Origin of the sequence: Neoroseomonas lacus, from assembly GCF_014644535.1 — a bacterium.
Classification (GTDB): Bacteria; Pseudomonadota; Alphaproteobacteria; order Acetobacterales; family Acetobacteraceae; genus Neoroseomonas; species Neoroseomonas lacus.
The window spans coordinates 1-25,779 of sequence record NZ_BMKW01000015.1; the positions used below are offsets into that span (position 1 = coordinate 1).

Here is a 25,779-nt window from a genome sequence, read left to right on the forward strand (position 1 = left end):
CACCGCCGACGATGGTGTCGTTGCCCTGGTAGCCGATGATCGAGGCAACATTGACGACCGAGGTGAAGGTCGAGAAGTTCAGGAAGTCAGCTGAAGACGTGCCCTGGACGTTCTGTCCGCTGCCGTTGAAGACCTCGAAGCCGGTGACGTTCGCCAGCGTGGTGAGCGTCAGCGCGCCGGTGCCCGCACGGATCTGCAGCGTGTCGAGCGTGCCGGTGCCGCCGTCGAGCGTGTCGCCCAGGGCTTCCGTGCCGGCGACCGACACCAAGTCGTCGCCGCCGCCGGCGAGGATGCTGTCATTGCCGCCCCGGCCGTCGATGCTGTCGCTGCCACCCCGGCCGTCGATGGTGTCGCCGCCGCCGCCGCCGATGACGGTGTCGTTGCCATCGAAGGTGATGATGGACGCCAGGTTGATGACAGAGTTGAAGGTTGAGAAGTTCAGGAAGTCGCCAGCCGTGGTGCCCCAGACGATCTGCCCGGAGCCGTCGAACACCTCGATCCCGGTGAAGTTCGCCAGCGTGGTCAGCGTCAGCGGGCCGCTGCCCGCGCGGATCTGCAGGGTGTCGAGCGCGCCGGCGCCGCCGTCGATGGTGTCGCCCCTGGCGTCGGTGATGCTGACCAGGAAGCGGTCGTTGCCGTCGCCGCCGAGGATGCTGTCATTGCCGTTGCGGCCGTCGATGGTGTCGGCGTTGCTGGTGCCGATCACGGTATCATTGCCGCTCCCGGCGCCGATCGACGCCAGGTTGATCACCGAGGCGAAGGTCGAGAAGTTCAGGAAATCACTGCCCGCGGTGCCGAGCACGGATTGTCCGGAGGCGTCGAAGACTTCGAAGCCGGTGAAACGTGCCAGCGTGGTCAGCGTCAGCCCGCCGGTGCCCGCGCGGATGCGCAACGTGTCCAGCGCGCCGGCGCCGCCGTCGATCGTGTCGCCCTGCGCCTCCGTGCCGGCGATCAACACCAGGTCGTTGTCGCCGCCGGCAAGGATGCTGTCATTGCCGCCGCGACCGTCGATGGTATCGGCGCCGTTGCTGCCGAGGACGGTGTCGTTGCCCCCGTAGGTGACGATCGACCCCAAATTGACCACGGAACCGAAGGTCGAGAAGTTCAGGAAGTCGGCGTTGGCGGTGCCCAGGATGGCTTGCCCGGCACCATCGAAGGCTTCGAAGCCGGCGAAATTCTGCGTGGTCTGCAGCGTCAATGCGCCGCTACCCGTGCGGACCCGCAGCGTATCGAGCGCGCCGGCGCCGCCGTTGATCGTGTCGCCCTGCGCTTCCGTGCCGGCGATCAGCACCAGGTCGCTGTCGCCGCCGGCAAGAATGCTGTCATTGCCCTTGCCGCCGTCGATGGTGTCGGCGTTGTTGCTGCCGATGATCGTGTCATTGCCGGTGAGGCCGTTGATGGCGGCCACGTTGACGACCGACGTGAAGGTCGAGAAGTCGAGCAGATTGGAGCCCGAGTCGGCCTGGATGATCTCGCCGGAACCGTCGAGTGTCTCGACCCCGCTGATCCTGTTCAGCGTCGTCAGGGTCAGCGGCCCGCTGCCCGCGATCACCTGCAGGAGGTCATTGCCGCTGCCGCCCCTGAAGGTCTCGCTGGCCGCCTCGGCGCCGCCGATCAGCAGCAGGTCATTGTCGTCGCCGCCATCCAGCGTGTCGATGCCGGTGCCGCCCAACAGCGTGTCGTTGCCTGCCTGGCCGAGCAGGCTGTCACCGCCAGCCTGCCCATCGAGGCGGTTCGCCCCGGCATCGCCGGCGATGGTATCGCCGAGCTGCCCGCCGACGACGTTCTCGATGGAGGTCAGCAGCGCGAATGTCGTGGCGCCGATCTTCGCGGTACCGGCGGCGAGGTCGATCGCCCAATTGTCGCTTACGCTGTAGGACCAGTCGCCGGTGTCGTTGTCGGCGCCGCCGTCCATCACCTCGTTGGGGCCGCCGAAATTCTGGCTGAGCGTATCGTTGCCGGCGCCACCATAGAGCGAGTCCGTCCCCGAGCCGCCATCCAGGCTGTCGTTGCCGATATGTCCGTCGAGCCGGTTCGCGCCGCCGGTGCCGATGATCGTGTCGTTGTTCTGGGTGCCGATGGCGTTCTCGATCGAGACGAGCTGCGCCCAGGTCGTGCCGTCGGATACCGCCGTACCGGCGGCGAGGTCGATCGTCCAGGCGAAGCCGAAATTGTTGTAGGACCAGTCGCCGGTGTCGTTGTCGGCGCCGCCGTCCATGATCTCGTTCGGGCCGCCGGTGTTCTGGCTGAGCGTGTCATTGCCGGCACCGCCATAGAGCGAGTCCGTCCCCGAGCCGCCATCCAGGCTGTCGTTGCCGATATGTCCGTCGAGCCGGTTCGCGCCGCCGGTGCCGATGATGGTGTCGTTGTTCTGGGTGCCGACGGCGTTCTCGATCGAGACGAGCTGCGCCCAGGTCGTGCCGTCGGATACCGCCGTACCGGCGGCGAGGTCGATCGTCCAGGCGAAGCCGAAATTGTTGTAGGACCAGTCGCCGGTGTCGTTGTCGGCGCCGCCGTCCATGATCTCGTTCGGGCCGCCGGTGTTCTGGCTGAGCGTGTCGTTGCCGGCGCCACCATAGAGCGAGTCTGTCCCGCCCCCGCCGTCCAGGCTGTCGTCGCCGATATGTCCGTCGAGCCGGTTCGCGCCACCGGCGCCGATGATGGTGTCGTTGTTCTGGGTGCCGACGGCGTTCTCGATCGAGACGAGCTGCGCCCAGGTCGTGCCGTCGGATACCGCCGTACCGGCGGCGAGGTCGATCGTCCAGGCGAAGCCGAAATTGTTGTAGGACCAGTCGCCGGTGTCGTTGTCGGCGCCGCCGTCCATGATCTCGTTCGGGCCGCCGGTGTTCTGGCTGAGCGTGTCGTTGCCGGCGCCACCATAGAGCGAGTCTGTCCCGCCCCCGCCGTCCAGGCTGTCGTCGCCGATATGTCCGTCGAGCCGGTTCGCGCCACCGGCGCCGATGATGGTGTCGTTGTTCTGGGTGCCGACGGCGTTCTCGATCGAGACGAGCTGCGCCCAGGTCGTGCCGTCGGATACCGCCGTACCGGCGGCGAGGTCGATCGTCCAGGCGAAGCCGAAATTGTTGTAGGACCAGTCGCCGGTGTCGTTGTCGGCGCCGCCGTCCATGATCTCGTTCGGGCCGCCGGTGTTCTGGCTGAGCGTGTCATTGCCGGCACCGCCATAGAGCGAGTCCGTCCCCGAGCCGCCATCCAGGCTGTCGTTGCCGATATGTCCGTCGAGCCGGTTCGCGCCGCCGGTGCCGATGATGGTGTCGTTGTTCTGGGTGCCGACGGCGTTCTCGATCGAGACGAGCTGCGCCCAGGTCGTGCCGCCGGCTACCGCGGTGCCGGCGGCGAGGTCGATCGTCCAGGCGAAGCCGAAATTGTTGTAGGACCAGTCGCCGGTGTCGTTGTCGGCGCCGCCGTCCATGATCTCGTTCGGGCCGCCGGTGTTCTGGCTGAGCGTGTCATTGCCGGCACCGCCATAGAGCGAGTCCGTGCCGCCCCCGCCGTCCAGGCTGTCATTGCCTGCCTGCCCATCGAGGCGGTTTGGCCCCGAATTTCCAATGATTGTATCAGCGGCTTGCCCGCCGACCACGTTCTCGATCGAGGTCAGCTGCGCGTAGACCGTGCCGCCGATCTGCGCGGTGCCGGCGACGAGGTCGATCGTCCAGTTGTCGAACAGGTTGTAGGACCAGTCGCCGGTGTCGTTGTCGGCGCCGCCGTCCATGATCTCGTTCGGGCCGCCGAAATTCTGGCTGAGCGTGTCGTCGCCGTCGCCGCCGTAGAGCGAATCCGTCCCGCTCCCACCGTCCAGGCTGTCATTGCCGCGCCCGCCAAGCAGCCGATTGCCGACGCTGTTGCCGATCAGCGTGTCGTTGCCGTCACCGCCATAGGCATTCTCGATTACCGTCCCGGCGGCAATCGACAGCGCGACGCCGTCGATGACGCTGGCGCCGCCGGCGTTCAGGTTGATTATCGAGCCCGAGCTGACCGCCGAGGCGTTGAACGCATCAGTGCCGCCATTGGCGTCGGCAATCGTCGTGGTGTGGCCGAACGTGCCGGCGTAGTCCGAATACTCGTTGGTGAAGACGTAGCGGTCGTCGGCGCTGAAGCGGCCCCAGGTCCGCAGCACGACGTCGCTGACCGACAGGGTGTCGCCGCCCGCATCGTCCACGATCCGCACGGTCCAGGTCCCCGCGGCACGCTCGCCGCGGAAGGCCTGCGTCTCGAAGGTCCAGGTGCCGTTGAAGTCTGCATCGCCAGCGACATCATCGATCAGCTCGCTGACCGTACCGTCGGGCGAGATCACGTAGAGTTCCAGGTCGGCGAGCCAAGTCGTCGAGAAGGTGATGGTGACGGTGACGCGATCGACCTCGTCGTCGAAGCCGGCGCTGCCCGTGAAGCTCGTGCCGGTGAGGTTTCCGTCCGGGATCACCACCGTCGCGTTGAGCATGTCGACGGTGTTGGTGAATTGGTTGCCGTTTGTCTGGGCAGGCGTGGTGTCGAGCCACGTTTCGGCCAGCCGCACCGCCGCCAGGGCGTCCACCAGGCCATAGCCGTAGTCGTTGCTGAAATGCAGCCCGCCGCCATTCCAGGTGCTCGCGGCGTTGAACTGCCAGAGGTAGCGCTCGGACCCGGCGGTTCCGGCGCCGACTTCGCTGCCGACCTGGCGCGCGGTGAGGGCGAGGATGCTCTGCACGTCGCGCCAGCCAAGACCCGGGTTGGCGTCATAGATCAGCGACACGACGCCCGTCACCATCGGGGCGGCGGCGGAGGTGCCGTTGAAGCCGGAGGTGAAGTCGGTGCTGTTGTAGCCTGCCGCGCCGGTGCGGTCGGTGGTGACGACCTGGCCCGGCGTGCCGAAGGCCGAGACCAGCAGCGCCGCGCCATAGCTCGAATAGCTGGAGACGAAGCCATCCTGGTTCACCGCCGCGACGACGACTTGGCGGGTATCGTTGGTCCAGTCGTCGGCGTTGACGTCGTAGTTGTCCGAACGGGAATTGCCGGCCGACTTCACGATGGTCATGCCGAGGCCGCCGCGGCCCTGGCCAACCGCATCGCCGATCGAGGTCTCGATCTCATCGAAACGGGCCGCGTCGTAGCCGGCGCCGAACTCGCTGGCCGCGTCGTTGGCGATGCCCTGGCTGATGTTGGCGACGTCGCCCTGGGCGGAGACCGCGGCGTGGTGGATCGCGTCGCGGATGTTCTGTAGCCACTGGTCGGTAATGAAGCCGAAGGTACGATAGCCGACGAGGCTCGAGTCGAACGCCACCCCGACGGCGCCGGTGCCGTTGTTGTCGGCGCCGATGATGCCGGTGACGGCGGTGCCGTGCGCATCGCTCGAGGTGCCGAACGGGTCGAGGTCCACGTCGGCGAAGTCGAAGTCGAGCCCCTGGTCGTAGTTGGCCGCGAGGTCCTGGTGGTTGTAGTCGAACCCGTCATCGATCACGACGACGCGGATGCCCGCCCCGGTATAGGCGGCGCCCGAAGCCGGATTCCAGACGCCCTGGACCCGGAGGTCGAACAGGCCGCCGGTATTGCCGAGATGCCATTGCGAGGCCAGCAACGGGTCGGTCGGCAGCGCGGTGGCCGCCCGGATGCCGCCGGACGCGGAGGAATGCGCCAGTGACGCGACCGGCAGTCCGTCGGGCGCCTGCTCGTCGATCGCAGTGGCCGCCTGGATGCCGGCCGGCGCGGGGGATTGAACGAGCGACGCGACCTGCCGGGCTTCGGGCGCCTTGTCGTCCATCGCGGGGCCGGACGAAGCGGCCATGGCTGCGGCGCGGAAGACGAGAACATCGTCCTGCCCGTGTTGCTGGAAGTCCTCGTCGGACAAGGCGACATAGAGGCCGTTTTCATCGTCGCGAAGCGAGCGGATCATGACAGCGGACCTCACGTCGGCGGTTGTTGGGCGATTCGAGGCCGAAACAATAACAATGTCGCGAGGGAGAGGAACACCAACCTTTGGTTGCATGTAATAAGATTCTCAAAAACCATGCAATTTTTCGTACATGGAGCATTGGCGTCGCCCAGCGCGCAGGACCAATGATGTTGAGCATCCGAATCGGTTCGGGGCGCCATGGCGGGCACAGCAAAATTTACGACATGTCTCTCCAGATGGTGCCTGTCGCTTTGCCCGCCGTGCGTGGGTCAGGACGTCGGGGCGAGGCAACGCGGGTGGTGTCAGGTTGCTGCGCCTTGCGCTCTCCTGAGGGGCGTCATCCGTTGAATGTTCACCCTGCGCTGGAGTAGCTGTTGCGCGACCTCCCATCCCCCCGGCCCGCGCGGACGCCATGCACCCGCCCAACCACACCCACCTGACCGGGCGCGGCGCCGCCGTTCGGTGCCTTCGCCGGATCTCCGGCGAAGGGTGCGGGCAGGCCGCTAGGCGATGATGGTCAAGTCGCTGGCGCTGAGGTTCTGGCCCGCGGTGCCGAGCAGGTCCGCCACCGCGACGCGGCCCGTCGCACCCGTGCCGTCGACGTCCCACCACAGCCTGCCGACATCCGTCTCCTGGATGAACTGTCCGAAGGCCGCCGTGGCGAGGCCCGTGGTGTTGGAGACGAAGCGCCCCAGCGCCGCGAGGTCGGCACCGGCGAACAGCCCGCCACCGAAGCCGGACGCAGCAATCACGATGTCGTCGACCAGCACGGCGAAGTCGGTGATCGTGTCGGTGCCCTGGCTGGACGAGGTGAACACGAACTGGTCCGCCTCGGTGCCCCCGGTCAGCCAGTCATTGCCCGCACCGCCGGTGATGCTGTCGCTGCCGCCGCGGCCGTCGATGGTGTCGGCCGCGGCACCGCCGACGATGGTGTCGTTGCCCTGGTAGCCGATGATCGAGGCCACGTTGATGACCGAGGTGAAGGTCGAGAAATTCAGGAAGTCGCCGGCCGCGGTGCCCTGGACGTTCTGACCGTTGCCGTCGAGGACCTCGACGCCGGTGATGTTCGCCAGCGTGGTCATCGTCAGCGCGCCGCTGCCGGCGCGGATCTGCAGGGTGTCGAGCGCACCGCTGCCGCCATTGATGGTGTCGCCCAGGGCTTCGGAGCCGCTGACCAGGAAGAGGTCGTTGGCGCCGCCGCCGAGCAGGCTGTCATTGCCGCCGCCGCCGTCGATGGTGTCGGCCGCCACACCGCCGACGATGGTGTCGTTGCCCTGGTAGCCGATGATCGAGGCAACATTGACGACCGAGGTGAAGGTCGAGAAGTTCAGGAAGTCAGCTGAAGACGTGCCCTGGACGTTCTGTCCGCTGCCGTTGAAGACCTCGAAGCCGGTGACGTTCGCCAGCGTGGTGAGCGTCAGCGCGCCGGTGCCCGCACGGATCTGCAGCGTGTCGAGCGTGCCGGTGCCGCCGTCGAGCGTGTCGCCCAGGGCTTCCGTGCCGGCGACCGACACCAAGTCGTCGCCGCCGCCGGCGAGGATGCTGTCATTGCCGCCCCGGCCATCGATGGTGTCGGCGTTGCCGCTGCCGATGACGGTGTCATTGCCCTCGTAGGCGATGATGGACGCCAGGTTGACCACGGAAGTGAAGGTCGAGAAGTCCAGGACGTCGCCGCCGCTGGTGCCCTGCACAATCTGCGCGGAGCCGTCGAACACCTCGATCCCGGTGAAGTTCGCCAGCGTGCTCAGCGTCAGCGGGCCGCTTCCGGCGCGGATCTGCAGGCGGTCGCCGGTGCCGCCGCCCCCATCGATCGTATCGGACAACACCTCGCTGCCACCGATCAGCAGCAGGTCGTCGCCATTCCCCGCGCGGATGCTGTCGCTGCCCACGCCGCCGTCGATGGTGTCGGCGCTGTCGCTGCCGATGATGGTGTCATTGCCGCCGAGCGCATTGACCGACGCCACGCCGACCACCGTGGTGAAGATCGTGAAGTCGAGGAGATTCGCCTTTCCGTCGCCCCGAATGACCTCGCCAGCGCCGTCGAGCGTCTCGACGCCGCTGATCCTGCTCAACGTCGTTAGCGTCAGCGGGCCGCTGCCGGCGATAATCAGCAGGCGGTCATTGCCGCTGCCGCCCGTCAGGACGTCGCTGATGGCGTTGACGCCGCCGACCAGCAGCACGTCGTTGTCGTTGCCGCCATCCAGTGTGTCGATCCCGTCGCCGCCGGACAGCGTGTCGTTGCCGGCCTGGCCGCGCAGGCTGTCATTGTCCTCGCCGCCGGTGAGCCGGTTGGCGCCCGCATTGCCCACCAGCGTATCGGCGCCGGCGGAACCCAACAGGTCCTCGATGCGGATCAGCACGTCGCCGGCCGCGTCACCGGTGAAGCTGACGCTGCCGTCGAGCGCCACGCGCACGCCGCTGCTGCCTTCATAGGAAGCGACGTCGCGAATGCCGGTGCCGCCGTCCAGGCTGTCGCCATTGCTGCCGCCGAGCAGCGTGTCGTCGCCGGTGCCGCCATCGAGGATGTCGTCCATGCCGCCGATGACGCCCGTCCCGCCGCCGATCAGCAGGTCGTTGCCATCGCCGCCACGGAGGTCGTCGCCGGATTCGCCGCCATCCAGCGTGTCGTTGCCGCCAAGGCCGTTGAGGGTGTCGTGGCCGGCAAGGCCCCACAGCAGGTTGCCGCCGCCATTGCCGGTGACCGTCTGGTCGAACTCATTGCCGGCGAGGTCGATCGCCGCGACGCCGATGGCATCCGTGGTCTCCAGCAGCTCGATCTCGCTGCCCACGCTCAGCGCGAAGCTGGCGCTCGAGCGCACCGTGTCGGCGCCGGCGCCCACGGCTTCGGCCACCACGTCGCCGGCGGCGTCCACGACATAGAGGTCGTTGCCCGTACCGCCGCGCATGGTGTCGATGCCGCGCATGCCGCGCAGTTCATTGTTCGCGCTGTTGCCCAGCAGCAGGTCGTTGCCGTCGCCGCCGATCGCGTTCTCGATCAGGTTGTCGCCGACGATCCTCACGAAGGAGCCGGCGATGGAGGAATAGGTGTTCGGGTTGAGGTTGATCACGCTCGCGGTCGAGACCGCCGCGGCGTTGATCCAATCGATCCCACCATCGGTGTCGGAAATGGTGCGCCGGCCATTCTGCCCGGCCAACGCGGCGAGGGTGTCGAATTCATCGGTGAAGTGGAAGACGTCGTTCACGGGCACGGCGTGGCCAAAGGCGGTCACCGCCACCGAGGTGAGCACGCCGCTGTTGCCGCCCACCACGTCGTCGAAGACGACTGTCCAGGTCCCGGCCGAGAGTTCACCGCGCAGCGTGTCGATGCCGAAGGTCCAGGTCAGTGAGCCAGCGGAGGCGCCGGTGGTCCCGGCCGAGCCGTCCAGCAACCGCACCACGGTGCCTTCCGCGGAGATGAGGTAGAGGTCGATGTCGATGAAATTGGCGTGGGTGAAGGTTACCGTGAGCGAGACGTGCTCGATCTCGATGGCGCTGGCGATGGAGACAGGAACGTTCAGGGTCGCGAGGTCGGCGATGATCGCGCCGCTCAGCACCGTGCCGCTGCTCGCCGACTGCTCGTTGGCCGAGGTCTGCGCCGGGGCGAACAGCGTCCAGACCTCCGCCATCCGCACCGCGTTGTAGGCGTTCAGTGCGCCATAGCCGTAGTTGGCGTGGGCGTGCATGCCGCCGCCGTTCCAGCTGTCGGCTTTGTTGAAGTACCAGAACCCGTTCTCGAAAGTACCGGTCAGCGAGCTGGCGCCGTAGGCGCCGCCGGTGTGCGTGGCCGAGGCTGCCAGGATGTTCTGCACGTCCCGCCAGCCGAGGCCCGGGTTGGCGTCGAGCATCAGCGCCGCCACCGCGGCGACGATGGGCCCCGCCGCGGAGGTGCCGCCGAAATCGTCGGTGTAGTCGCTGTTCGCCCCGCCATTGGCGCGCAGATTGTAACCTTCCGTGCCAAGCAGGTCGGTGGTGACGATGCCGAGCCCGCCATTCTCGGGGAACTCGCTGCCCGGCGCGCCGACCAGGATCGAAGCGCCATGGTTGGAATAGGAGGCGGCATAGCCGCTGTCGCCGATCGCCGAGACGGTGATCGTGAAGCGGCTGGCATTCAGCCCGTCGCCCTGTGATTCGCGGTAGTCGTTGCCCGCGGACTTAACCACGATGGTGCCGAGCCCGTCGCGCCCGGTGGCCGAGGCGCCGGCCCAGCCGGCGAGGGTCTGTGCCGCGAAGCTGCCGGCAATGTCGAGGTTCTGGAACTGTGCGAAGCTCGGTTCCGAGCCCCAGGAATTGTTCACCACGTCGTAGCGGCTGGATTGCGCGATGGCGTTGTAGAAATTCGTCGGCACAGCGGCGTTGATGTACAGCGAACTCGCCGGGTCGAAGATGTTGACCCCGGTGATGCCCGCGCCGAAGGCGATGCCGACGGTGCCGACGCCGTCATTCTCGGCGGCGATCAGCCCCGCCACCGCGGTGCCATGGCCATCGGCACCGCTGACATTGACGCCGTCAAAGGTGGTCGGCCCGATCACCACGTGGCGCGACGCATCGTAGTTCCCGTTCAGGTCGTGGTGGGTGTACTGCACGCCGTCGTCATAGATGCCGACATGGATGCCGGCGCCGGTGTACTCGTCCCAGATGCGCGCCAGGTTGCCGAGCCGGAACAGGTGCCATTGGTCGAGCAGCAGCTCATCCGGCGGAAGGAAGTCCGACGGGCTGGCCGGGCTTGGCGCGGGGGTCGGGTCGAGCGGCGGGACCCGCCAGTCAGTGGGCGGCAGTTCGCCCGCCGCCGTGTCCCGCCAGTCATCGGGCGCCGGTTCGACCGCCGCCGCGTCTCGCCAGTCATCGGGCGCCAGTTCACCCGCCGATGCGTCCCGCGCCGTCGCGCCGGGCGGGACGGTGGTCATGGCGATCGTCCCGGGGACCAGCACGTCCGCCGGCCTGCTCAGAGGCAGGTCGTCATCGGCCAGAGGGACATGGAGACTGCCGTCGGAGTCATGCAGGGTCCGGATCATGGTCGCGCTCCCGATAGCCGCGGGAGGCGCGGCATATGTATGCAAATTGATAACGGTGCCGTGAATCTTTTGGTAGGTGTAACGAACAACACCGACCTTCATTTGTTTTCAGGAACAATCACCCGGGCGCGGCATCGTTGCGGCCTATGCCGAGCCTCCTGCGTGGCACGCGGAGGCCGGTCATGGCGCCGCGCCGTTATTGCCCCGCGCGCTGTCCTGCTGCCGTGGTTCGGCCGGCGATGCTGCGGTGACCTGTCGGGGACGATACGCTTGGCCGACCGCGGCTGGTGCCGATTTCGCGGGCAAAAGAAAACCCCCGGCGCCTTGCGGCCCGGGGGTTCCCAGTCTCGCCCGCGGATGCGGGGTCGGTCTTACTCTTCGCCGGCCATCTCGCGGCGGCGGCGGATCGCCGCGCCGAGGATGTCGCCGAGGGAGGCGCCGCTGTCGGCGGAGCCGTATTCCTTCATCGCCTCGCGCTCCTCCTCGATCTCCTTGCCCTTGATGGTCAGGGCCAGGCGACGGGCAGCACGGTCCACGGCGGTGACGCGCGCATCGACCTTCTCGCCGATGGCGAACTTCTCGGGCTTCTGGTCGCCACGATCGCGAGCGAGCTCGGCGCGACGGATGAAGCCGGTCAGCACGTCATCGACCTTCACTTCGATGCCGTTCGCCTCGACCTTCGTCACGACGCAGGTGACGATGTCGCCCTTGCGGACGCGGTCCAGCACTTCAGCGGCCGGGTCGGCTTCAAGCTGCTTGATGCCGAGGGAGATGCGTTCCTTCTCCACATCGACGTCGAGCACCTTCGCCTTGATGACCTGGCCCTTGGTGTAGGCCTGCATCGCGGCTTCGCCGGCCTCGTCCCAGGACAGGTCGGACATGTGGACCATGCCGTCGACATCCGGGCCCACGCCGATGAACAGGCCGAACTCGGTGATGTTGCGGATCTCGCCCTCGATGATCGAGCCCGGCGGATGGGCTTCGAGGAACAGCTCCCAGGGGTTGCCCTGGGCCTGCTTGAGGCCGAGCGAGATACGGCGCTTCGGCTCGTCCACATCGAGGATCATCACGTCCACCTGCTCGGAGGTGGCGACGATCTTGCCCGGATGGACGTTCTTCTTCGTCCAGGACATCTCGCTGACATGCACGAGGCCCTCGACGCCCGGCTCCAGCTCCACGAAGGCGCCGTAGTCGGTGATATTGGTGACGCGGCCGGCGAACTTCGCGTTGACCGGGTACTTCAGCGCCACGCCGTCCCACGGGTCCGACATCAGCTGCTTCATGCCGAGCGAGATGCGCTGCGTCTCGGAGTTGAAGCGGATGACCTGCACCTTCACCGGCTGGCCGATGGTCAGGGCCTCGCTCGGATGGTTGATGCGGCGCCAGGCGATGTCGGTGACATGCAGCAGGCCGTCGACGCCGCCGAGGTCAACGAACGCACCGTAGTCGGTGATGTTCTTCACCACGCCGTCGAGGATCATGCCTTCCTTGAGGCCCTGGATCAGCTCGCTGCGCTGCTCCGCACGGGTCTCCTCGAGCACTGCGCGACGCGACACCACGATGTTGCCGCGGGCGCGGTCCATCTTCAGGATCTGGAAGGGCTGCGGCGAACCCATCAGCGGGCCGACGTCGCGCACCGGGCGGATATCGACCTGCGAACCGGGCAGGAAGGCGACCGCGCCGCCGAGGTCGACGGTGAAGCCACCCTTCACGCGGCCGAAGATCACGCCGTTCACGCGCTGATTGGCGGTGAAGGACTTCTCCAGGTTGGTCCAGGCCTCCTCGCGGCGGGCCTTCTCACGGGACAGGACGATGGTGCCGTCCCGGTCCTCGTAGCGCTCGACGAACAGCTCGATCAGGTCGCCGGGCTTCACCTCGGGCTTCATGCCCGGGGCGGCAAATTCCTTCAGGGGCACGCGCCCCTCGCTCTTCAGGCCGACATCGACGACCGCGACATCGTCATCCACGCGGATGACCTTGCCGGTGACGACCGAGCCGGCAAAGCCGGTGTCGGCACCAAGGGTCTCGTCGAGAAGGGCGGCGAAATCTTCGCTACCCACGCGGTCGGCGGTAATGGTGGCCATGCAGATCTGTGCTTTCCGGTATCGGCCCGCCACGCTGCGGCGGGGGATGCGGCTTGCGCGCCCGCCAGCAGCGGGAACGACGTGACCCGGCGCGCCTGTTGCGGCTGCGAACACGGGTCCAATGAATGGGCGCGTAACGGTCCGCCCAGGTTCCGGCCCCGCAAGCGAGGCAATGCCTTCCAGAACTTGAAAGACAGGGGCGCTTAGTCTTGGGCAGGAAAAGAGTCAAGAAGAAGCGGCCGCCGGCCCTGCAACCGGCGCCTCTTGGCGTCGCTCCGGCCTGGCGCCAGATTGCGGCCATCGGCAGACAAAGGAAGATGCGCAGATGATCGGACGGCGTGGTGCGATCGCGACCGGCCTCGCCCTGGCAGCGACCCAGGCGCAGGCCCAGGCGAGCTGGCCCGATCGCCCGTTGCGGCTGGTCGTCGGCTACCCGGCCGGCGGGCCGTCCGACGTGTTTGCCCGGTTGTTGGCTGCGCAGATGGGCGGGCGCCTCGGTCAGAATGTGGTGGTCGAGAACCGCCCCGGCGGCGGCGCCGTGCTGGCCAGCGAGATTGCCGCGCGCGCCGCGCCGGATGGCTATACCTGGATGCATGTCGACAACGGCATCCTGGTCTACAACCCGGCGCTTTATGCGCGGCTGCCCTATGACCCAGATCGCGACTTCGCCGGGGTCGGCTTCATCGGCCGTTTTCCGCTGTATATTGTCTGCCGGGCGGATGCGCCCTGGGCCGATTTCCCGGCGCTGCTGGCGGCCAGCCGGACGCGCGCGCCAACTTATGGCAGCCCCGCCGTCGCCTCGCCGCATCACCTGGCGATGGAACTGGTCAAGCGCCGCTCGGGCCTGGCGGCGGAACACGTGCCGTATCGCGGCGGCCAGGCGGCGATGCAGGACCTGCTCGCCGGCAATGTCGAGCTGGTGATGATCGACACCGCCTCCGGCCTGCCCTTCATCCGCGACGGGCGAGTGCGCGCGCTGGCGGTCCTCAGCGAGGCCCGCACCGCCGAGGCGCCGACCGTGCCCACCATGCGCGAGCTGGGCTACGACGCCGTCGCCTTCGGCTGGCAGGGCATCAGCGTGCCCAAGGCGGTGCCGGCGGAGATCGTCGCCCGGTTGAATGCCGAGGTGGTCCGGGCCATGGCCGCCGACGAGGTGCAGGCGCGCACCAGGGCGCTCGGCATCCAGACCACCGGCTGGTCGGCGGGCGAGTTCGATGCCTTCGTCGCCGCCGAGATCGCACTGTGGCGGCCGCTGATCCGTGAGCTCGGCATCCGTCTGGATACTTGACCGGGCGGCGTGGCGGGCCAAGATTCCAGTCATGAAACGGCGCGCCCTGATCCTGGCCCTGATGGCCTCCGTCACCGCCCTGCCGGCCGCGGCCAGCGAAGGCGCGGTGCAGCGTACCGGCCGTGCGGTCGAACGCGGCGCGCAACGCACTGGGGAGGCGGTGGAACGCGGTGCGCGACGCACCGGTTCGGCCCTCGAACGCGCCGCGAACTGGACCGGCGAGAAGCTGCGCCGCGCGGGGCGCTGGGCCTTCGGCAGTTGACGGCGCTGCCCCGTTGTCGCCACGGGGCCGTATCATCATCTCGTGGTAACTTCGGTCGGTTAGGGATGGTTCCGCGCGCCCGGTCTGTGCTGTCGCAGGCATCGTCACCTGGTCAGGCGCCGCGCCATGACGGGCATGCACCCGCCCGACGTGGTGACACATCAACGATACCTCGACCCCAGGAGGCACCGATGCGACTTGTTGCCGCCACTGCCCTTCTCGCCCTCGTTGCCACCCCGGTGCTGGCCCAGCAGGCGGGCAGCCTGCCGCCACCGGTGCCGCGCCCGGTTGCCCCCGCCCCCGCGCCGACCCCAGCGCCGGCCGCGACGCCGGCCCCGGACGGCACGCGCCAGCCTGGCGTTGCCGAACGCAGTGGCGCCGCGATCGACCGTGCCGCGGAATCGACCGGCCAGGCGCTCGAACGCGCGGCGGATGACACGGGCTCGGCGCTCGGCCGCGCCATGCGTTGGACCGGCCAGCAGATGCAGGGCGCCGGCGAATGGACCGCGCGCCAGGGCGAACGGCTGCACGGCCAGCCCGCCGCGCCGCGCGAATAGTACCGGCGGCGCTTAATCCTGACCGGAGGGACCGAGAGGAGCGTTGCCCCTCTCGGGCTCTCCCCACCAAAGGCCTAAGGGCCTTTGGAAACCTCCCCTTGGCGCTCGGCGCCACGGTCAGGATGAGCGCCGAAACCCGCCATTGCGCACGCAGTGCGCGCCTCGGATACAGCAGCGTTTCGTGCTCAACGCCACGAGACGGCATCCAAAATGCCCATGGCATATGGGAACCCGGGCTGCGTAGCTTGGAGGGACGGCGCCTCGTCAATCCTCTCCTTGCGGTCATCGGATCGGGCCGTTGGCAAAAAGGCATCGGCCGGCCACGGCGCCGTTGCCGAACGCAACCTTCGCGACATGCGCCGGCAACACGGAGAGGCCTAGGGTGGGGCATCACTGCGCGGATGCCGTCATGCCTCGCCCTCGCCGCCGCCTTGTCCTGCTGGCGGGGTCATTCGCCTTCATGTCGCAGCATGCTCAAGCGTGGGAACGCCCCGATCCCTACCGCCTCATGGCGCCGCAGGGTGTCAGACCGCCCGGCGCCCCGCCGCATCACGTCAGGCCGAATTTCGTGCCGCCGCCGCCCGCACAGGCCGTCCCGGCAGGCGTCGCCCCACCCGCGCCGCGCCCGGCCGGGGCCAACCGCCCGGCGGGCCCACCCCCCGGGCAGGCACACCAGGCCCCGGATCGCGCCACCGGCATCTTCGCACCCCGCGGCGCCCAAGGCGCGCGGGTCAGCCCGCCCGTCGCCCAGGACCCACCGCCCGGCGGCAAGCCATCCGCCGCCCCCGCCACCAAGGGACCGGCGGCAGGGCCGGACAGCGACGCCCCGACCGGCTGACCCTCACGCCCCCGGCGAGAGGTGGATGATTGGGAGCCCGACCGCCTCGGCCACCAGCGTACGGTGGCATTGCCGCGGATCGGCCTCCAGGCACAGCAGGCAGACGCGTTGCTGGCGCGCTAGGTCGGACAGGTTGGCCAGCGCGGCCTGTGCCTCGGTGCCGGCGAGATGCGCCGCGAAGATCCGGCGCATCTCGGCCGGCCGTCCCGACCGCGCGGCAACCCGCCCTTCGGCGGGCGTGCCGAGCGCGCGCAGATGCAGATAGCCGATCCCGGCCGCCTCCAACGACGCCGTCAGCGCGGTCTTGGCGAAGCCCGGCCGGCGGCTGCTGGCCAGCGCCCGGACATCGACCAGCACGCGCACCCCGGCCTCCTTGAGGGCGCCGATCAGCCGGTCTGGCGTCGCGCCCTCATAGCCGATGGTGAGAACCTCCGGCGTCACTTCAGCGCGGCGGCATGGGCCGCGAGGCAGGCGACGTCGAGCATCTGGTTCACCCCCGCCTGCATCGGCACGATCTGCGCCGAATGCGACAGGCCGGTCAGCAGCGGGCCGATCACGGTCGAACTGGTCAGCCGCGGCACCGATCGCGTCAGGATGTGCGCCGCGTGCAGCCCCGGCATGATCAGCACATTGGCCGGCCCGGTCAGCCGGCAGAACGGATAGAGCGACGTGCGCAGGCCGGGGTCGAGCGCGACATCGGCCGACATCTCGCCGTCGAACTCGAAATCGGCGCCGCGTTCGATCAGCAGCTTCACCGCGTCGCGGATGCTGCCCGGAATGGTCCCGCGCGGGTCACCGAAGGTCGAGAAGGACAGGAACGCCACGCGCGGTTCCAGCCCGAGCCGCCGCGCCGCCGCCGCCGAACCACGCGCGATGCCGGCGAGCGTCTCGGCATCGGGCCGTTCATGGATGGCGGTATCGGCCACCAGCACCGTGCCGGCGCGGCGCGAGACAATGATGGACACCCCGAAGACGACGCGCCCCGGGATCGGGTCGATCGCCATGTTGATGCCTTCCAGCGCGACCGAATAGGAACGGGTGGAACCGGTGACGATGGCATCCGCGTCGCCCATCGCGACCATGCAGGCGCCGAAGACGTTGCGATCCTGGTTCACCAGGCGCTGGCAGTCGCGCAGCAGGAAGCCTTCGCGCTGACGCTTTGCATAGAGGAATTCGGCATAGCGGCGGTTGGAATCCGACAACCTTGCATTGTGGATTTCGATGCCGTCCGGCATCGGGATTCCGAGCGCGGCGGCGACCGCGTTGATGCGGTCCTCGCGCCCGACGAGGACCGGCGTGCCATAGCCCGCATTGCGGAAGGCGATGGCGGCGCGGATCACCTTCTCCTCCTCGCCCTCGGCGAAGACGACGCGCTTGGGGTTCTGGCGGACGGCTTCGGCAATCGCCTCCAGCGCGCCGACCGTCGCGTCCAGCCGGTTCGCCAGGTCGCGCGCATAGCGCTGCAGGTCCAACAGCGGCTTGCGGGCGACCCCGCTGTCCATCGCCGCCTTGGCGACGGCCGGCGAGACGCGCGAGATCAGTCGCGGGTCGAAGGCGTTGGGGATGATGTACTCGGGCCCGAAGCGCAGCGACATGCCCGCCCCGGCGCCTGCCACTTCCTCGGGCACATCCTCGCGAGCCAGCATCGCCAGCGCCTCGGCGGCGGCGATCTTCATCGCGTCGTTGATGGTGCTGGCGCGGACATCCAGTGCGCCACGGAAGATGAACGGGAAGCCGAGCACGTTGTTGACCTGGTTCGGATAGTCCGAGCGGCCGGTGGCGATGATGCAGTCCGGCCGCGCGGCACGCGCTTCATCAGGCGTGATCTCGGGGTCCGGATTGGCCATGGCGAACAGGATCGGGCTCGGTGCCATGGCGCGCAGCATCTCGGGCGTCAGCGCGCCCTTCACCGACAGGCCGAAGAACACGTCGGCGCCGTCCAGCGCCTGGGTCAGCGTGCGCGCATCCGTGGTCGTCGCATGGGCGGACTTCCACTGGTTCATGCCTTCCTGGCGGCCGCGATAGATGACGCCCTTGGTGTCGCACAGGATGACGTTTTCGGGTCGCATGCCCATCGCCTTGACCAGCTCGGCGCAGGCGATCGAGGCCGCCCCGGCGCCGTTGATGACGAGCCGCGTCGTCTTGATGTCGCGCCCGGTCAAATGGATGGCGTTGATCAGTCCGGCGGCCGCGACGATCGCGGTGCCGTGCTGGTCGTCATGGAACACGGGAATGTCCATCAGCTCGCGCAGGCGCTGCTCGATGACGAAGCATTCCGGCGCCTTGATGTCCTCGAGGTTGATGCCGCCGAAGGACGGGCCGAGGTAGCGCACAGAATTGACGAAGGCGTCCACATCCTCGGTGTCGACGCACAGGTCGATCCCGTCCACATCGGCGAAGCGCTTGAACAGCGCGACCTTGCCTTCCATCACCGGTTTCGACGCCAGCGCGCCGAGATTGCCCAGGCCCAGCACCGCCGTGCCGTTCGAGACGACGGCGACGAAATTGCCCTTCGCCGTGTAGTCATAGGCAAGCTTCGGGTCGCGATGGATGTGCAGGCAGGGTTCCGCCACGCCGGGCGAATAGGCGAGCGAGAGATCGCGCGCGGTGATCAGCGGCTTGGTCAGGCGGATCTCGAGCTTGCCCGGCCGGCCTTCGGCGTGCATCGCGAGCGCCTCCTCCCCGGTCACTCGGGCGGTGCGCGTGTCACTGGCAGGTAGCTGCTTCGCGTCGTCCATGGAATCGTTCCCGTCACCGGTTTCGTTGCTTGGTCTCGCACCATTGTGCAACCAGGCGAGCCGCACCGCGACCCCCTGGCTTCGCAGTCGCGGTAGGGTAGTGCCGGCGCCCGCATGCGCGACACATGCGCGGCCATGAACAGCCACGGTGATGCGGCGGGCCGTGGGCGGCGGAGGTGTGGCTACGCCGCCGGCAGCCGCACGACGAACCGCGCCCCGATGACTGTCCCTGCCGCATCGCGGCGGTTCTCCGCCGAGATCTGCCCGCGCAGCCCCTCGACGATCTGCTTGCTGATCGACAGCCCGAGCCCGGAATGCTGCCCGAAGCGTTCCCCGCTCGGGCGTTCCGAATAGAAGCGCTCGAAGATGCTCTCGAGCTTCTGCTCCGGAATGCCTGGGCCCTCATCCTCGATCGCCACTTCCACCACTGCGCCGGCCGGCCGTGCCTTGACCAGCACGCGGCCGCCGGGTGGGCTGAAGGACAGCGCATTGCCGAGCAGGTTGCGGAACACCTGCACGATACGGCCCTCGACGCCACGCACCACCAGCGGGCCGGGCGTGGCCTCCAGCGTGACAGATGGGGCATCCGGCTCGGCCCGCGTCGCCTCGTGCAATTCGGCCAGGGCGGAGAGGATCGGCGCGATGTCCACCGGGGCGGAGATGGTGCGCGACAGCTCGGCATCGACGCGCGAGGAATCGGAGATGTCGGCGATCAGCCGATCCATGCGCACCGCGTCGTCGGCGATGATCGCCAGCAGGCGGTTGCGGTTCTCCGGGTTCTCGATGCGGCGCAGGGTCTCCAGCGCGCTGCGCACCGAGGTCAACGGGTTGCGCAGCTCATGCGCCACATCGGCGGCGAAGCGTTCATTGGCGTCGATGCGCGCCCACAGCGCGCGGGCGGAATTCTGCAGGTCGCGCGCCAGCGTGCCGATCTCGTCATTGCGGGCGAGCAGCGGTTCGGGCACCGATTCCTCGCGCCCCTCGCCTTCACGGATGCGCTGGGTGGCGCGCGCCAGGTCGAGCATCGGCGTGGCGATGGTGCGCGACAGGTAGAAGGAGAGCATCACCGTCAGCACCAGCGCCGTGCCGAACAGCAGCAGCACCGAGGCGCGGATCTGGAACAGCCGTTCATCGACCTCGCGGGCCTCGCGCGTCAGCAGCACGATGCCGACGCTCTGCCCGCTGCGGCGGGCGGGTTCGGCGACGGAGACCAGCAGGCGGCCATCCCCGGTGCGGCGGATATACGGGCGCACGCCGCCTTCGAGGGCGAGGCGCAGTTCTTCCCGCCGGTCGGGGCCGAGATTGGGCTGCCAGTCGAAATCCGGCGCTTCCGGCCCGATATCGACCGCCACCCCGCCGCTGCTGGTGCCGCCGCGCAGCGTGCCGGGCAGCACCGAGACCAGCCGGTCATAGACGCCGGCGACGGTCGAGGTCAGCGCGCCGCGCGGTTCGGGCGGCGGCAGCGGCTCGGTGGTCACCGCGCCACCGGGCCCCTCGCGCACGCGGCTGTCGGCGACCATCAGCCCGGTATTGTCGAACAGCCGCGCCTGGGTGTTGGGCGATGGTTCAACGAGGCGACGCAACAGCGGGCGGGCGGCTTCCGGCACCAGGATGGCGCGGTCGCCATCGATGCGCACGGCGGCCTCGGCGATGGCGCCGGCATAGATGCGCGCCTGGGTGCGCAGCGCCTCGACCTCGGCAGCGATCAGGCCGTTCTGGTACTGGTCGAGATACAGCAGCGATGCCGCCAGCAGCGCCGGCGGCACGGCGTTGACCAGCAGGATACGGCGCAGCAGGGGGGAGAAGCGGCGCCGTGGCGCACGCGGGGCCGCCACCGCCGAACTCCCGGCGGCCTTGCCCTGCGGCCGCGTGGCGGCGCCATCGTCAGGCATTGCTCGCCCCTTTCACCGGCTCGCCGGCCGCTCAGGCTTCCTTGTAGCGATACCCGATGCCGTACAGCGTCTCGATCTGGTCGAACTCGCCATCCACCTGCCGGAACTTCTTACGGATGCGCTTTACGTGGCTGTCGATCGTGCGGTCATCGACATAGATGTTCTCGCCATAGGCGGCATCGATCAGCTGGTCGCGGTTCTTCACCATGCCGGGGCGCACCGCGAGCGCCTTGACCAGCAGGAATTCGGTGACGGTGAGCTGCACCTGGCCGCCCTTCCACACGCAGGTGTGCTTGGTCTCGTCCAGCACCAGATCGCCGCGGGCGATGACGCCGCCCGGCGGCGCCCCCGAGCCTTCCGCGCGCGACGCCTCATTGCGCCGCAGCAGGGCGCGGATGCGTTCGAGCAGCAGGCGCTGGCTGAACGGCTTGGTTATGTAGTCATCCGCGCCGAGGCGCAGGCCCATCAGCTCGTCGACTTCCTCATCCTTCGAGGTGAGGAACACCACCGGCATGTTCGAGCGCTGGCGCAGCCGTTGCAGCAGCTCCATCCCGTCCATGCGCGGCATCTTGATGTCGAGCACGGCGAGGTCCGCCGGCTTCGAGAGCAGCCCCTGCAGCGCGCTCTCCCCATCGGTGAAGGTGCGGACGGCATAGCCTTCCGCCTCCAGCGTCATCTGCACGCTGGTGAGGATGTTGCGGTCGTCGTCCACGAGGGCGATGGTCTGGGCCATGTGTCTTTCCGGTATTCGGGCATTCAGGCGTCGCGATTGCGCGGCGGCGGCACTGAAGCCAGTTTCACGCGGGATTGTGGCACGAGACGGGCCGGAGGAAGACATGGCATCGCAGGACGGCATTCGCGAGGCCATCGGCCTGATCAGGGGGGCGAATGCCGCGACACTGGCCTCCTCGGCCGAGGGCCAGCCCTTCGCCAGCCTGGTCACGCCGGCGCCGGCACCCGACCTCTCGCCGCTGCTGTGGCTGTCCACCCTGTCCGCCCATACCCGCCAACTGGCCGCTGAGCCGCGTTGCGCCCTGCTGTTCACCGGCACCGCAGAAGGCCCCAACCCGCAGACTGCGCCGCGGGTGACCGTCACCGGCCTGGCCGAGCGGGTGCCTGAGGCCGAGGTCCCGGCCCTCAAGGCACGCTGGCTGGCGCGCCACCCCTATGCCGCGCTCTACGCTGACTTCGCCGATTTCAGCCTGTGGCGGGTGCGCATCGGCGGCGCGTTGCAGGTCGGCGGCTTCGCCCGCGCCGAACGGATCAAGGCCAGCGAGTTGGCGCCGGACCCCGAAGCGGTCGCCGCCATCCTCGCCGCGGAAGCCGGGATCATCGACCACATGAACGCCGACCACGCCGACGCGGTGGCGGCGATCGCCCAGGGGCTGCTTGGCGGCGCGGCAGGGGACTGGCGGATAGTCGCCGTGGATGTCGATGGCTGTGACCTGTCTGACGGTAACCAGACGGTTCGACTTGCGTTCTTAGCGCGGTTAAGCGATTCCGATGCGGTACGCGCGGCCCTCATCCGCGCGACGCGGGAGGGACGGGCGCGCCTGAACGGCTGATATGTGGCGATTTTCTGCCGCAATTCTGCCGTCCGGGTCGCTGAAACGGCACTGTCACCCAACCGCGACGTGACCCCCCAGGAGAGTGGCCCCGCATGTCTTCCCCGAACCCCGCCGTTGCCGGCACTGGCGTTTCCCCGAACGGCGAGGTCCATCCGAACCTGACCGCCCCCGCCCTGGTGGCACATGCCCTGCGGCGCGGCGAAGGCCGGCTTTCGGCTGATGGCGCCTTCATCGCCGTGACCGGCCAGCACACCGGCCGTTCCGTGCAGGACAAGTTCGTGGTGGACGAGCCCGAGACGCGCGAAGCCGTCTGGTGGGGCAAGATCAACCAGGCGCTGCCGGCCGACAAGTTCGCCGCGCTGGCTACCAAGGTGCGCACCTATCTCGGCCAGAAGGCGGAGCTGTTCACCCAGGATCTGCACGCCGGCGCCGACACCGCGCACCAGATCCGCGTGCGGCTCGTCACCACCAATGCCTGGCACGCAATGTTCGCGCGCAACATGTTCATCCGCCCGGAACGTGATGCGCTGGACGGCTTCGCGCCGGACTGGACCATCCTCCACGCGCCGGAATACGAGGCCGACCCGGCCGTCGATGGCTGCCGCACCAGCACCGTCATCGCCCTGTCACTGGCGACGCGCACCATCCTGATCGCCGGTACTTCCTATGCCGGCGAGGTGAAGAAGAGTATCTTCACCGTGATGAACTGGCTGCTGCCGGCGCGTGACGTGCTGCCGATGCATTGCTCGGCCAATGTCGGCAAGGATGGCGACGTCGCGCTGTTCTTCGGCCTGTCAGGCACCGGCAAGACCACGCTGTCCTCCGACCCCGAGCGCGCGCTGATCGGCGATGACGAACACGGCTGGTCGGATACCGGCGTCTTCAACTTCGAAGGTGGCTGCTACGCCAAGGTCATCAAGCTGTCGCAGGAGGCCGAGCCGCAGATCTGGGCGGCGACGCACCGCTTCGGCACCGTGCTCGAGAACGTCGTCGCCGATGCCGATGGCGTGGTCGACCTCGATGACGGGTCGCTGACCGAGAACACGCGATCCTGCTACCCGATCCACTACATCCCCAACACCGCGCCGGGCGGCACTGCCGGCCTGCCGAAGAACGTGGTGATGCTGACGGCGGATGCCTTCGGCGTGCTGCCGCCGATCTCCAAGCTGTCGGCCGCGCAGGCGATGTACCACTTCCTGTCGGGCTACACCGCGCGCGTCGCCGGCACGGAAAAGGGGCTGGGCAAGGAGCCGCAGGCGACCTTCTCCACCTGCTTCGGCGCGCCGTTCCTGCCGCGCCACCCGGAAGTCTATGGCCGCATGCTGCAGGAGCTGATCGGCAAGCACGGCGCCGATTGCTGGCTGGTGAACACCGGCTGGTCGGGCGGCGCCTATGGCACCGGGTCGCGCATGTCGATCAAGGTGACGCGCGCCCTGCTACGCGCGGCGCTGGATGGCTCGCTCGCCAAGGTGGACTTCGTCCGCGACCCGTTCTTCGGGCTGATGATGCCCAAAGCCGTCCCCGGCATCCCGGCCGAGGTGCTGAACCCGCGCGACGCCTGGGCCGACAAGGCGGCCTATGACCGCACGGCGGCGAACCTGGTCGGGCTGTTCGAGAAGAACTTCGCGACCTTCGCCGGGGCGGTCAGCGAGGATGTGAAGGCGGCGGCGATCCGCGCGGCGGCTTAGGACGGGGAGGGCCCCGCCCTCCCCGCACCCCACCCGCCAAGGGCTTAAGGCCCTCGGATCCCTCATTGTTGGACGGTGGTCGCCAGAGGGATGGGTAGTCTGCGATTGGCGTCGTCGCGGCCTGGGCACACCGCTCAGGCGATGAAGATGCCGGCGCTCAGAGGGTGAGTTGGGACCGAGGGGTCTTTGCCGACCTCGGGCCCACCTCACCACAGGTCGCCGTTGACGTTGCGCGCCAAGGCCAAAGGGAGCCCCTCGGTCTGACCGGGATCCCGTTCACTCCGACTGACCCGCCCTCTCCGAGCCAGTGTATCGGCGAGCATCCTCGCCCGATCGGGAATTGCTCCAGGCGCCGCCGGACCTCTCGATTTGATGCAAGGGTCCAGCGCCGAGCGAGCCCCGCCCTCGCACGCGGCGCGCGTGTCATCGAAGCAGCCGCCCATCGCTGCCCGGCGCCCAACGATGGCTTTCCAAATGATACTGTCATTTGGTGGGGTGGTTTGGAGGTGCAAAGCCCTTCCATGTCCGTCGCGTGTCTGCCCCGCCGCGACTCGGGTGCCCACCGCGCACGGACCGCGAACACGCTTGTGCCGACCCCGGACCGACACCCACAAGTGCTTGATTTAAGCCGGCTTTGCGACTCGGGCCGACTCCGTCAGCGATTCGTTCCTACGACTCGGACCAAGTGTCTGATTCGGAATGGGTGCACCGGCGCGACTCGGTCGCCGTGAATCACCTTCTGTTCCAGCGCTCAGGCGGGCCGGCGCGCGAGGGACCAGGCGAGCACCATCAGCAACGCCGCCGCGATGCCGAGCGAAGGCGCCAGCCCGATCGTCGTCGCCCCCAGCCCGAAGGCGATCGGGCCGAGCGACTGCCCAGTAAAGAAGGAAAAGGCGTGCAGCGAGACGGCGCTGCCACGGAATTGCTGGGACAGCTCGGTGGCGCGCGTCTGGATGGCGTTGTGGATCATGTAGAACGCCATCCCGAGCAGAAAGCCGGCCAGCGCCGCGACCCACAGCGCCGGCGCGACAGCCAACCCCATCAGCGCCAGGAAGCCGATCCCACCGCCCAGCCGTACGGCCCCGGCCTGACCGAAGCGCGTCAGCAGCCAGCGGGCGAGCGCCGCATAGCCCAGCCCGCCCAGCCCGAAGGCGCCGATCGTGAAGCCGGCTTCCGTCGTGCCGCCGATGCCGCGATTGATCATCAGCGTCGCGAAAAAGGGGAAGGAGCCGAACACCAGCGCCCCCTCGGCGGCCACGGTGGCATAGAGCGGGATGGCGCTCGGGTTGGACAGGATGGTCCGGTAGCGCTTGGTCGCCACCACGGGGTCGTAGCGCGTGATGGGTTCCTTCGCGGCGCCCCGCGAAGCCATCACCAGGGCGACCAGGCCGACCACCGCGGCGATGGCGCAGAACACCAGCATGCCGCGCCAGCCGGCGATGGCGGCGATCGGCCCGGCGATCGCCCCGCCGGCGATCTGCCCCGAAATGCCGAAGATGAGCATGCGCGACAGCGCCACCTGGCGGTCCCGCATCGGCACCGCATCGGCCATGATGGCGAGCGTCAACGGCATCATGCCGCCGGCTGCCGCACCCGACAACGCGCGGAAGGTCATCAGCCACCCGAGGGATGCGGCGGCCGCCGAGAGCGCCAGCAGCGTGACCAGCAGGCCGATGCACAGTGTCACCACCCGGCGCTTGCCGACCGAATCCGCGATCGGTCCCAGGATCGGCTGCACCAGCGCGAAGGGCAGGGTGTAGGCGGTGCCAAGAAGGGCGACCTGCGCCGCGGTGCTGGCCAGGTCGTGGGCGATGTCAACCACCAGCGGGTCTGTCGCGCGGGTGGCCAGCGCGCCAGCGAAGACCGCCGGCCCAAACATGACAAGCACGCGGTTCATCGCCGTTCGGCTGGTTGGTTCGTTCTCGCTGCCGCCGGACCCGCTCATGACGCTATGCTGCGCCGCAGCGC

At 68.5% G+C, this 25,779-nt stretch carries 14 protein-coding genes; 6 read left to right on the forward strand and 8 right to left on the reverse strand.

Annotation, left to right across the window (positions count from 1 at the left end):
- The 3 genes from IEY36_RS24960 to rpsA all read right to left on the reverse strand — a co-directional run.
- Positions 1-5,884: S8 family serine peptidase (locus tag IEY36_RS24960; protein WP_188972039.1), on the reverse strand; the 5,884-nt coding region annotated here is incomplete at its 3' end.
- 503 nt (positions 5,885-6,387) lie between these two features.
- Positions 6,388-10,896 (reverse strand): S8 family serine peptidase, encoded by a 4,509-nt coding sequence (locus IEY36_RS24965; RefSeq protein WP_188972041.1) that lies wholly within the window; start codon positions 10,894-10,896, stop codon positions 6,388-6,390.
- A 371-nt stretch (positions 10,897-11,267) separates the two neighbouring features.
- The gene (gene rpsA, locus IEY36_RS24970) at positions 11,268-12,980 is read right to left on the reverse strand and encodes a 30S ribosomal protein S1 (protein WP_188972044.1); all 1,713 of its coding nucleotides are present in this window, start codon (positions 12,978-12,980) and stop codon (positions 11,268-11,270) included.
- A 325-nt stretch (positions 12,981-13,305) separates the two neighbouring features.
- Here rpsA and IEY36_RS24975 point away from each other — a divergent pair, with 325 nt between their 5' ends.
- The 4 genes from IEY36_RS24975 (at position 13,306) to IEY36_RS24990 (ending at position 15,925) form a co-directional block, all read left to right on the forward strand.
- Complete coding sequence (locus tag IEY36_RS24975) at positions 13,306-14,268, forward strand: Bug family tripartite tricarboxylate transporter substrate binding protein (RefSeq protein WP_188972046.1); 963 nt, start codon at positions 13,306-13,308, stop codon at positions 14,266-14,268.
- Between the two features lie 31 nt (positions 14,269-14,299).
- Positions 14,300-14,530: a hypothetical protein gene (locus IEY36_RS24980; RefSeq protein WP_188972048.1), complete on the forward strand. Its 231-nt coding sequence runs from the start codon at positions 14,300-14,302 to the stop codon at positions 14,528-14,530.
- A 191-nt stretch (positions 14,531-14,721) separates the two neighbouring features.
- Positions 14,722-15,087: a hypothetical protein gene (locus IEY36_RS24985; protein WP_188972050.1), complete on the forward strand. Its 366-nt coding sequence runs from the start codon at positions 14,722-14,724 to the stop codon at positions 15,085-15,087.
- Positions 15,088-15,496: 409 nt separating this feature from the next.
- Positions 15,497-15,925, forward strand: a complete 429-nt coding sequence (locus IEY36_RS24990) for a hypothetical protein (protein ID WP_188972051.1) — start codon at positions 15,497-15,499, stop codon at positions 15,923-15,925.
- 3 nt (positions 15,926-15,928) lie between these two features.
- On the opposite strand, the gene IEY36_RS24995 is transcribed toward IEY36_RS24990, so the two are convergent.
- The 4 genes from IEY36_RS24995 to IEY36_RS25010 all read right to left on the reverse strand — a co-directional run bounded on the left by IEY36_RS24995 (position 15,929) and on the right by IEY36_RS25010 (position 21,288).
- Complete coding sequence (locus tag IEY36_RS24995; RefSeq protein WP_188972053.1) at positions 15,929-16,366, reverse strand: DUF488 domain-containing protein; 438 nt, start codon at positions 16,364-16,366, stop codon at positions 15,929-15,931.
- Entirely contained in the window at positions 16,363-18,663 is a 2,301-nt protein-coding gene (locus IEY36_RS25000) for an NADP-dependent malic enzyme (protein ID WP_188972055.1), read from the reverse strand. Before IEY36_RS25000 ends, IEY36_RS24995 begins: the two co-directional genes overlap by 4 nt.
- Positions 18,664-18,845: 182 nt before the next feature.
- Positions 18,846-20,555 (reverse strand): stimulus-sensing domain-containing protein, encoded by a 1,710-nt coding sequence (locus tag IEY36_RS25005; RefSeq protein ID WP_188972057.1) that lies wholly within the window; start codon positions 20,553-20,555, stop codon positions 18,846-18,848.
- 31 nt (positions 20,556-20,586) lie between these two features.
- Entirely contained in the window at positions 20,587-21,288 is a 702-nt protein-coding gene (locus IEY36_RS25010) for a response regulator transcription factor (RefSeq protein ID WP_188972059.1), read from the reverse strand.
- A gap of 103 nt (positions 21,289-21,391) precedes the next feature.
- Between IEY36_RS25010 and IEY36_RS25015 the strand changes: the two genes are divergently transcribed.
- Both IEY36_RS25015 and IEY36_RS25020 read left to right on the forward strand, forming a co-directional pair.
- On the forward strand, positions 21,392-22,120 hold the full coding sequence (locus IEY36_RS25015; RefSeq protein WP_188972061.1) for a HugZ family pyridoxamine 5'-phosphate oxidase: 729 nt from the start codon (positions 21,392-21,394) through the stop codon (positions 22,118-22,120).
- A 95-nt stretch (positions 22,121-22,215) separates the two neighbouring features.
- On the forward strand, positions 22,216-23,811 hold the full coding sequence (locus IEY36_RS25020) for a phosphoenolpyruvate carboxykinase (RefSeq protein ID WP_188972063.1): 1,596 nt from the start codon (positions 22,216-22,218) through the stop codon (positions 23,809-23,811).
- A gap of 751 nt (positions 23,812-24,562) precedes the next feature.
- Here the strand turns inward: IEY36_RS25020 and IEY36_RS25025 are convergent.
- Positions 24,563-25,756 carry an MFS transporter gene (locus IEY36_RS25025; RefSeq protein WP_188972065.1) on the reverse strand — a complete coding sequence of 398 codons (1,194 nt, stop codon included), beginning with the start codon at positions 25,754-25,756 and terminating at the stop codon, positions 24,563-24,565.
- Positions 25,757-25,779 lie beyond the last annotated feature (23 nt).

What these genes read in the sequence shown, in the direction of transcription:
- IEY36_RS24965 (WP_188972041.1), bottom strand. Translation starts at nt 10,896, where the DNA reads ATGATCCGGACCCTGCATGACTCCGACGGCAGTCTCCATGTCCCTCTG.
- IEY36_RS25025 (WP_188972065.1), bottom strand. Translation starts at nt 25,756, where the DNA reads ATGAGCGGGTCCGGCGGCAGCGAGAACGAACCAACCAGCCGAACGGCG.
- IEY36_RS25000 (WP_188972055.1), bottom strand. Translation starts at nt 18,663, where the DNA reads ATGGACGACGCGAAGCAGCTACCTGCCAGTGACACGCGCACCGCCCGA.
- IEY36_RS24980 (WP_188972048.1), top strand. Translation starts at nt 14,300, where the DNA reads ATGAAACGGCGCGCCCTGATCCTGGCCCTGATGGCCTCCGTCACCGCC.
- rpsA (WP_188972044.1), bottom strand. Translation starts at nt 12,980, where the DNA reads ATGGCCACCATTACCGCCGACCGCGTGGGTAGCGAAGATTTCGCCGCC.
- IEY36_RS24975 (WP_188972046.1), top strand. Translation starts at nt 13,306, where the DNA reads ATGATCGGACGGCGTGGTGCGATCGCGACCGGCCTCGCCCTGGCAGCG.
- IEY36_RS24985 (WP_188972050.1), top strand. Translation starts at nt 14,722, where the DNA reads ATGCGACTTGTTGCCGCCACTGCCCTTCTCGCCCTCGTTGCCACCCCG.
- IEY36_RS24990 (WP_188972051.1), top strand. Translation starts at nt 15,497, where the DNA reads ATGCCTCGCCCTCGCCGCCGCCTTGTCCTGCTGGCGGGGTCATTCGCC.
- IEY36_RS25020 (WP_188972063.1), top strand. Translation starts at nt 22,216, where the DNA reads ATGTCTTCCCCGAACCCCGCCGTTGCCGGCACTGGCGTTTCCCCGAAC.
- IEY36_RS25005 (WP_188972057.1), bottom strand. Translation starts at nt 20,555, where the DNA reads ATGCCTGACGATGGCGCCGCCACGCGGCCGCAGGGCAAGGCCGCCGGG.
- IEY36_RS25010 (WP_188972059.1), bottom strand. Translation starts at nt 21,288, where the DNA reads ATGGCCCAGACCATCGCCCTCGTGGACGACGACCGCAACATCCTCACC.
- IEY36_RS25015 (WP_188972061.1), top strand. Translation starts at nt 21,392, where the DNA reads ATGGCATCGCAGGACGGCATTCGCGAGGCCATCGGCCTGATCAGGGGG.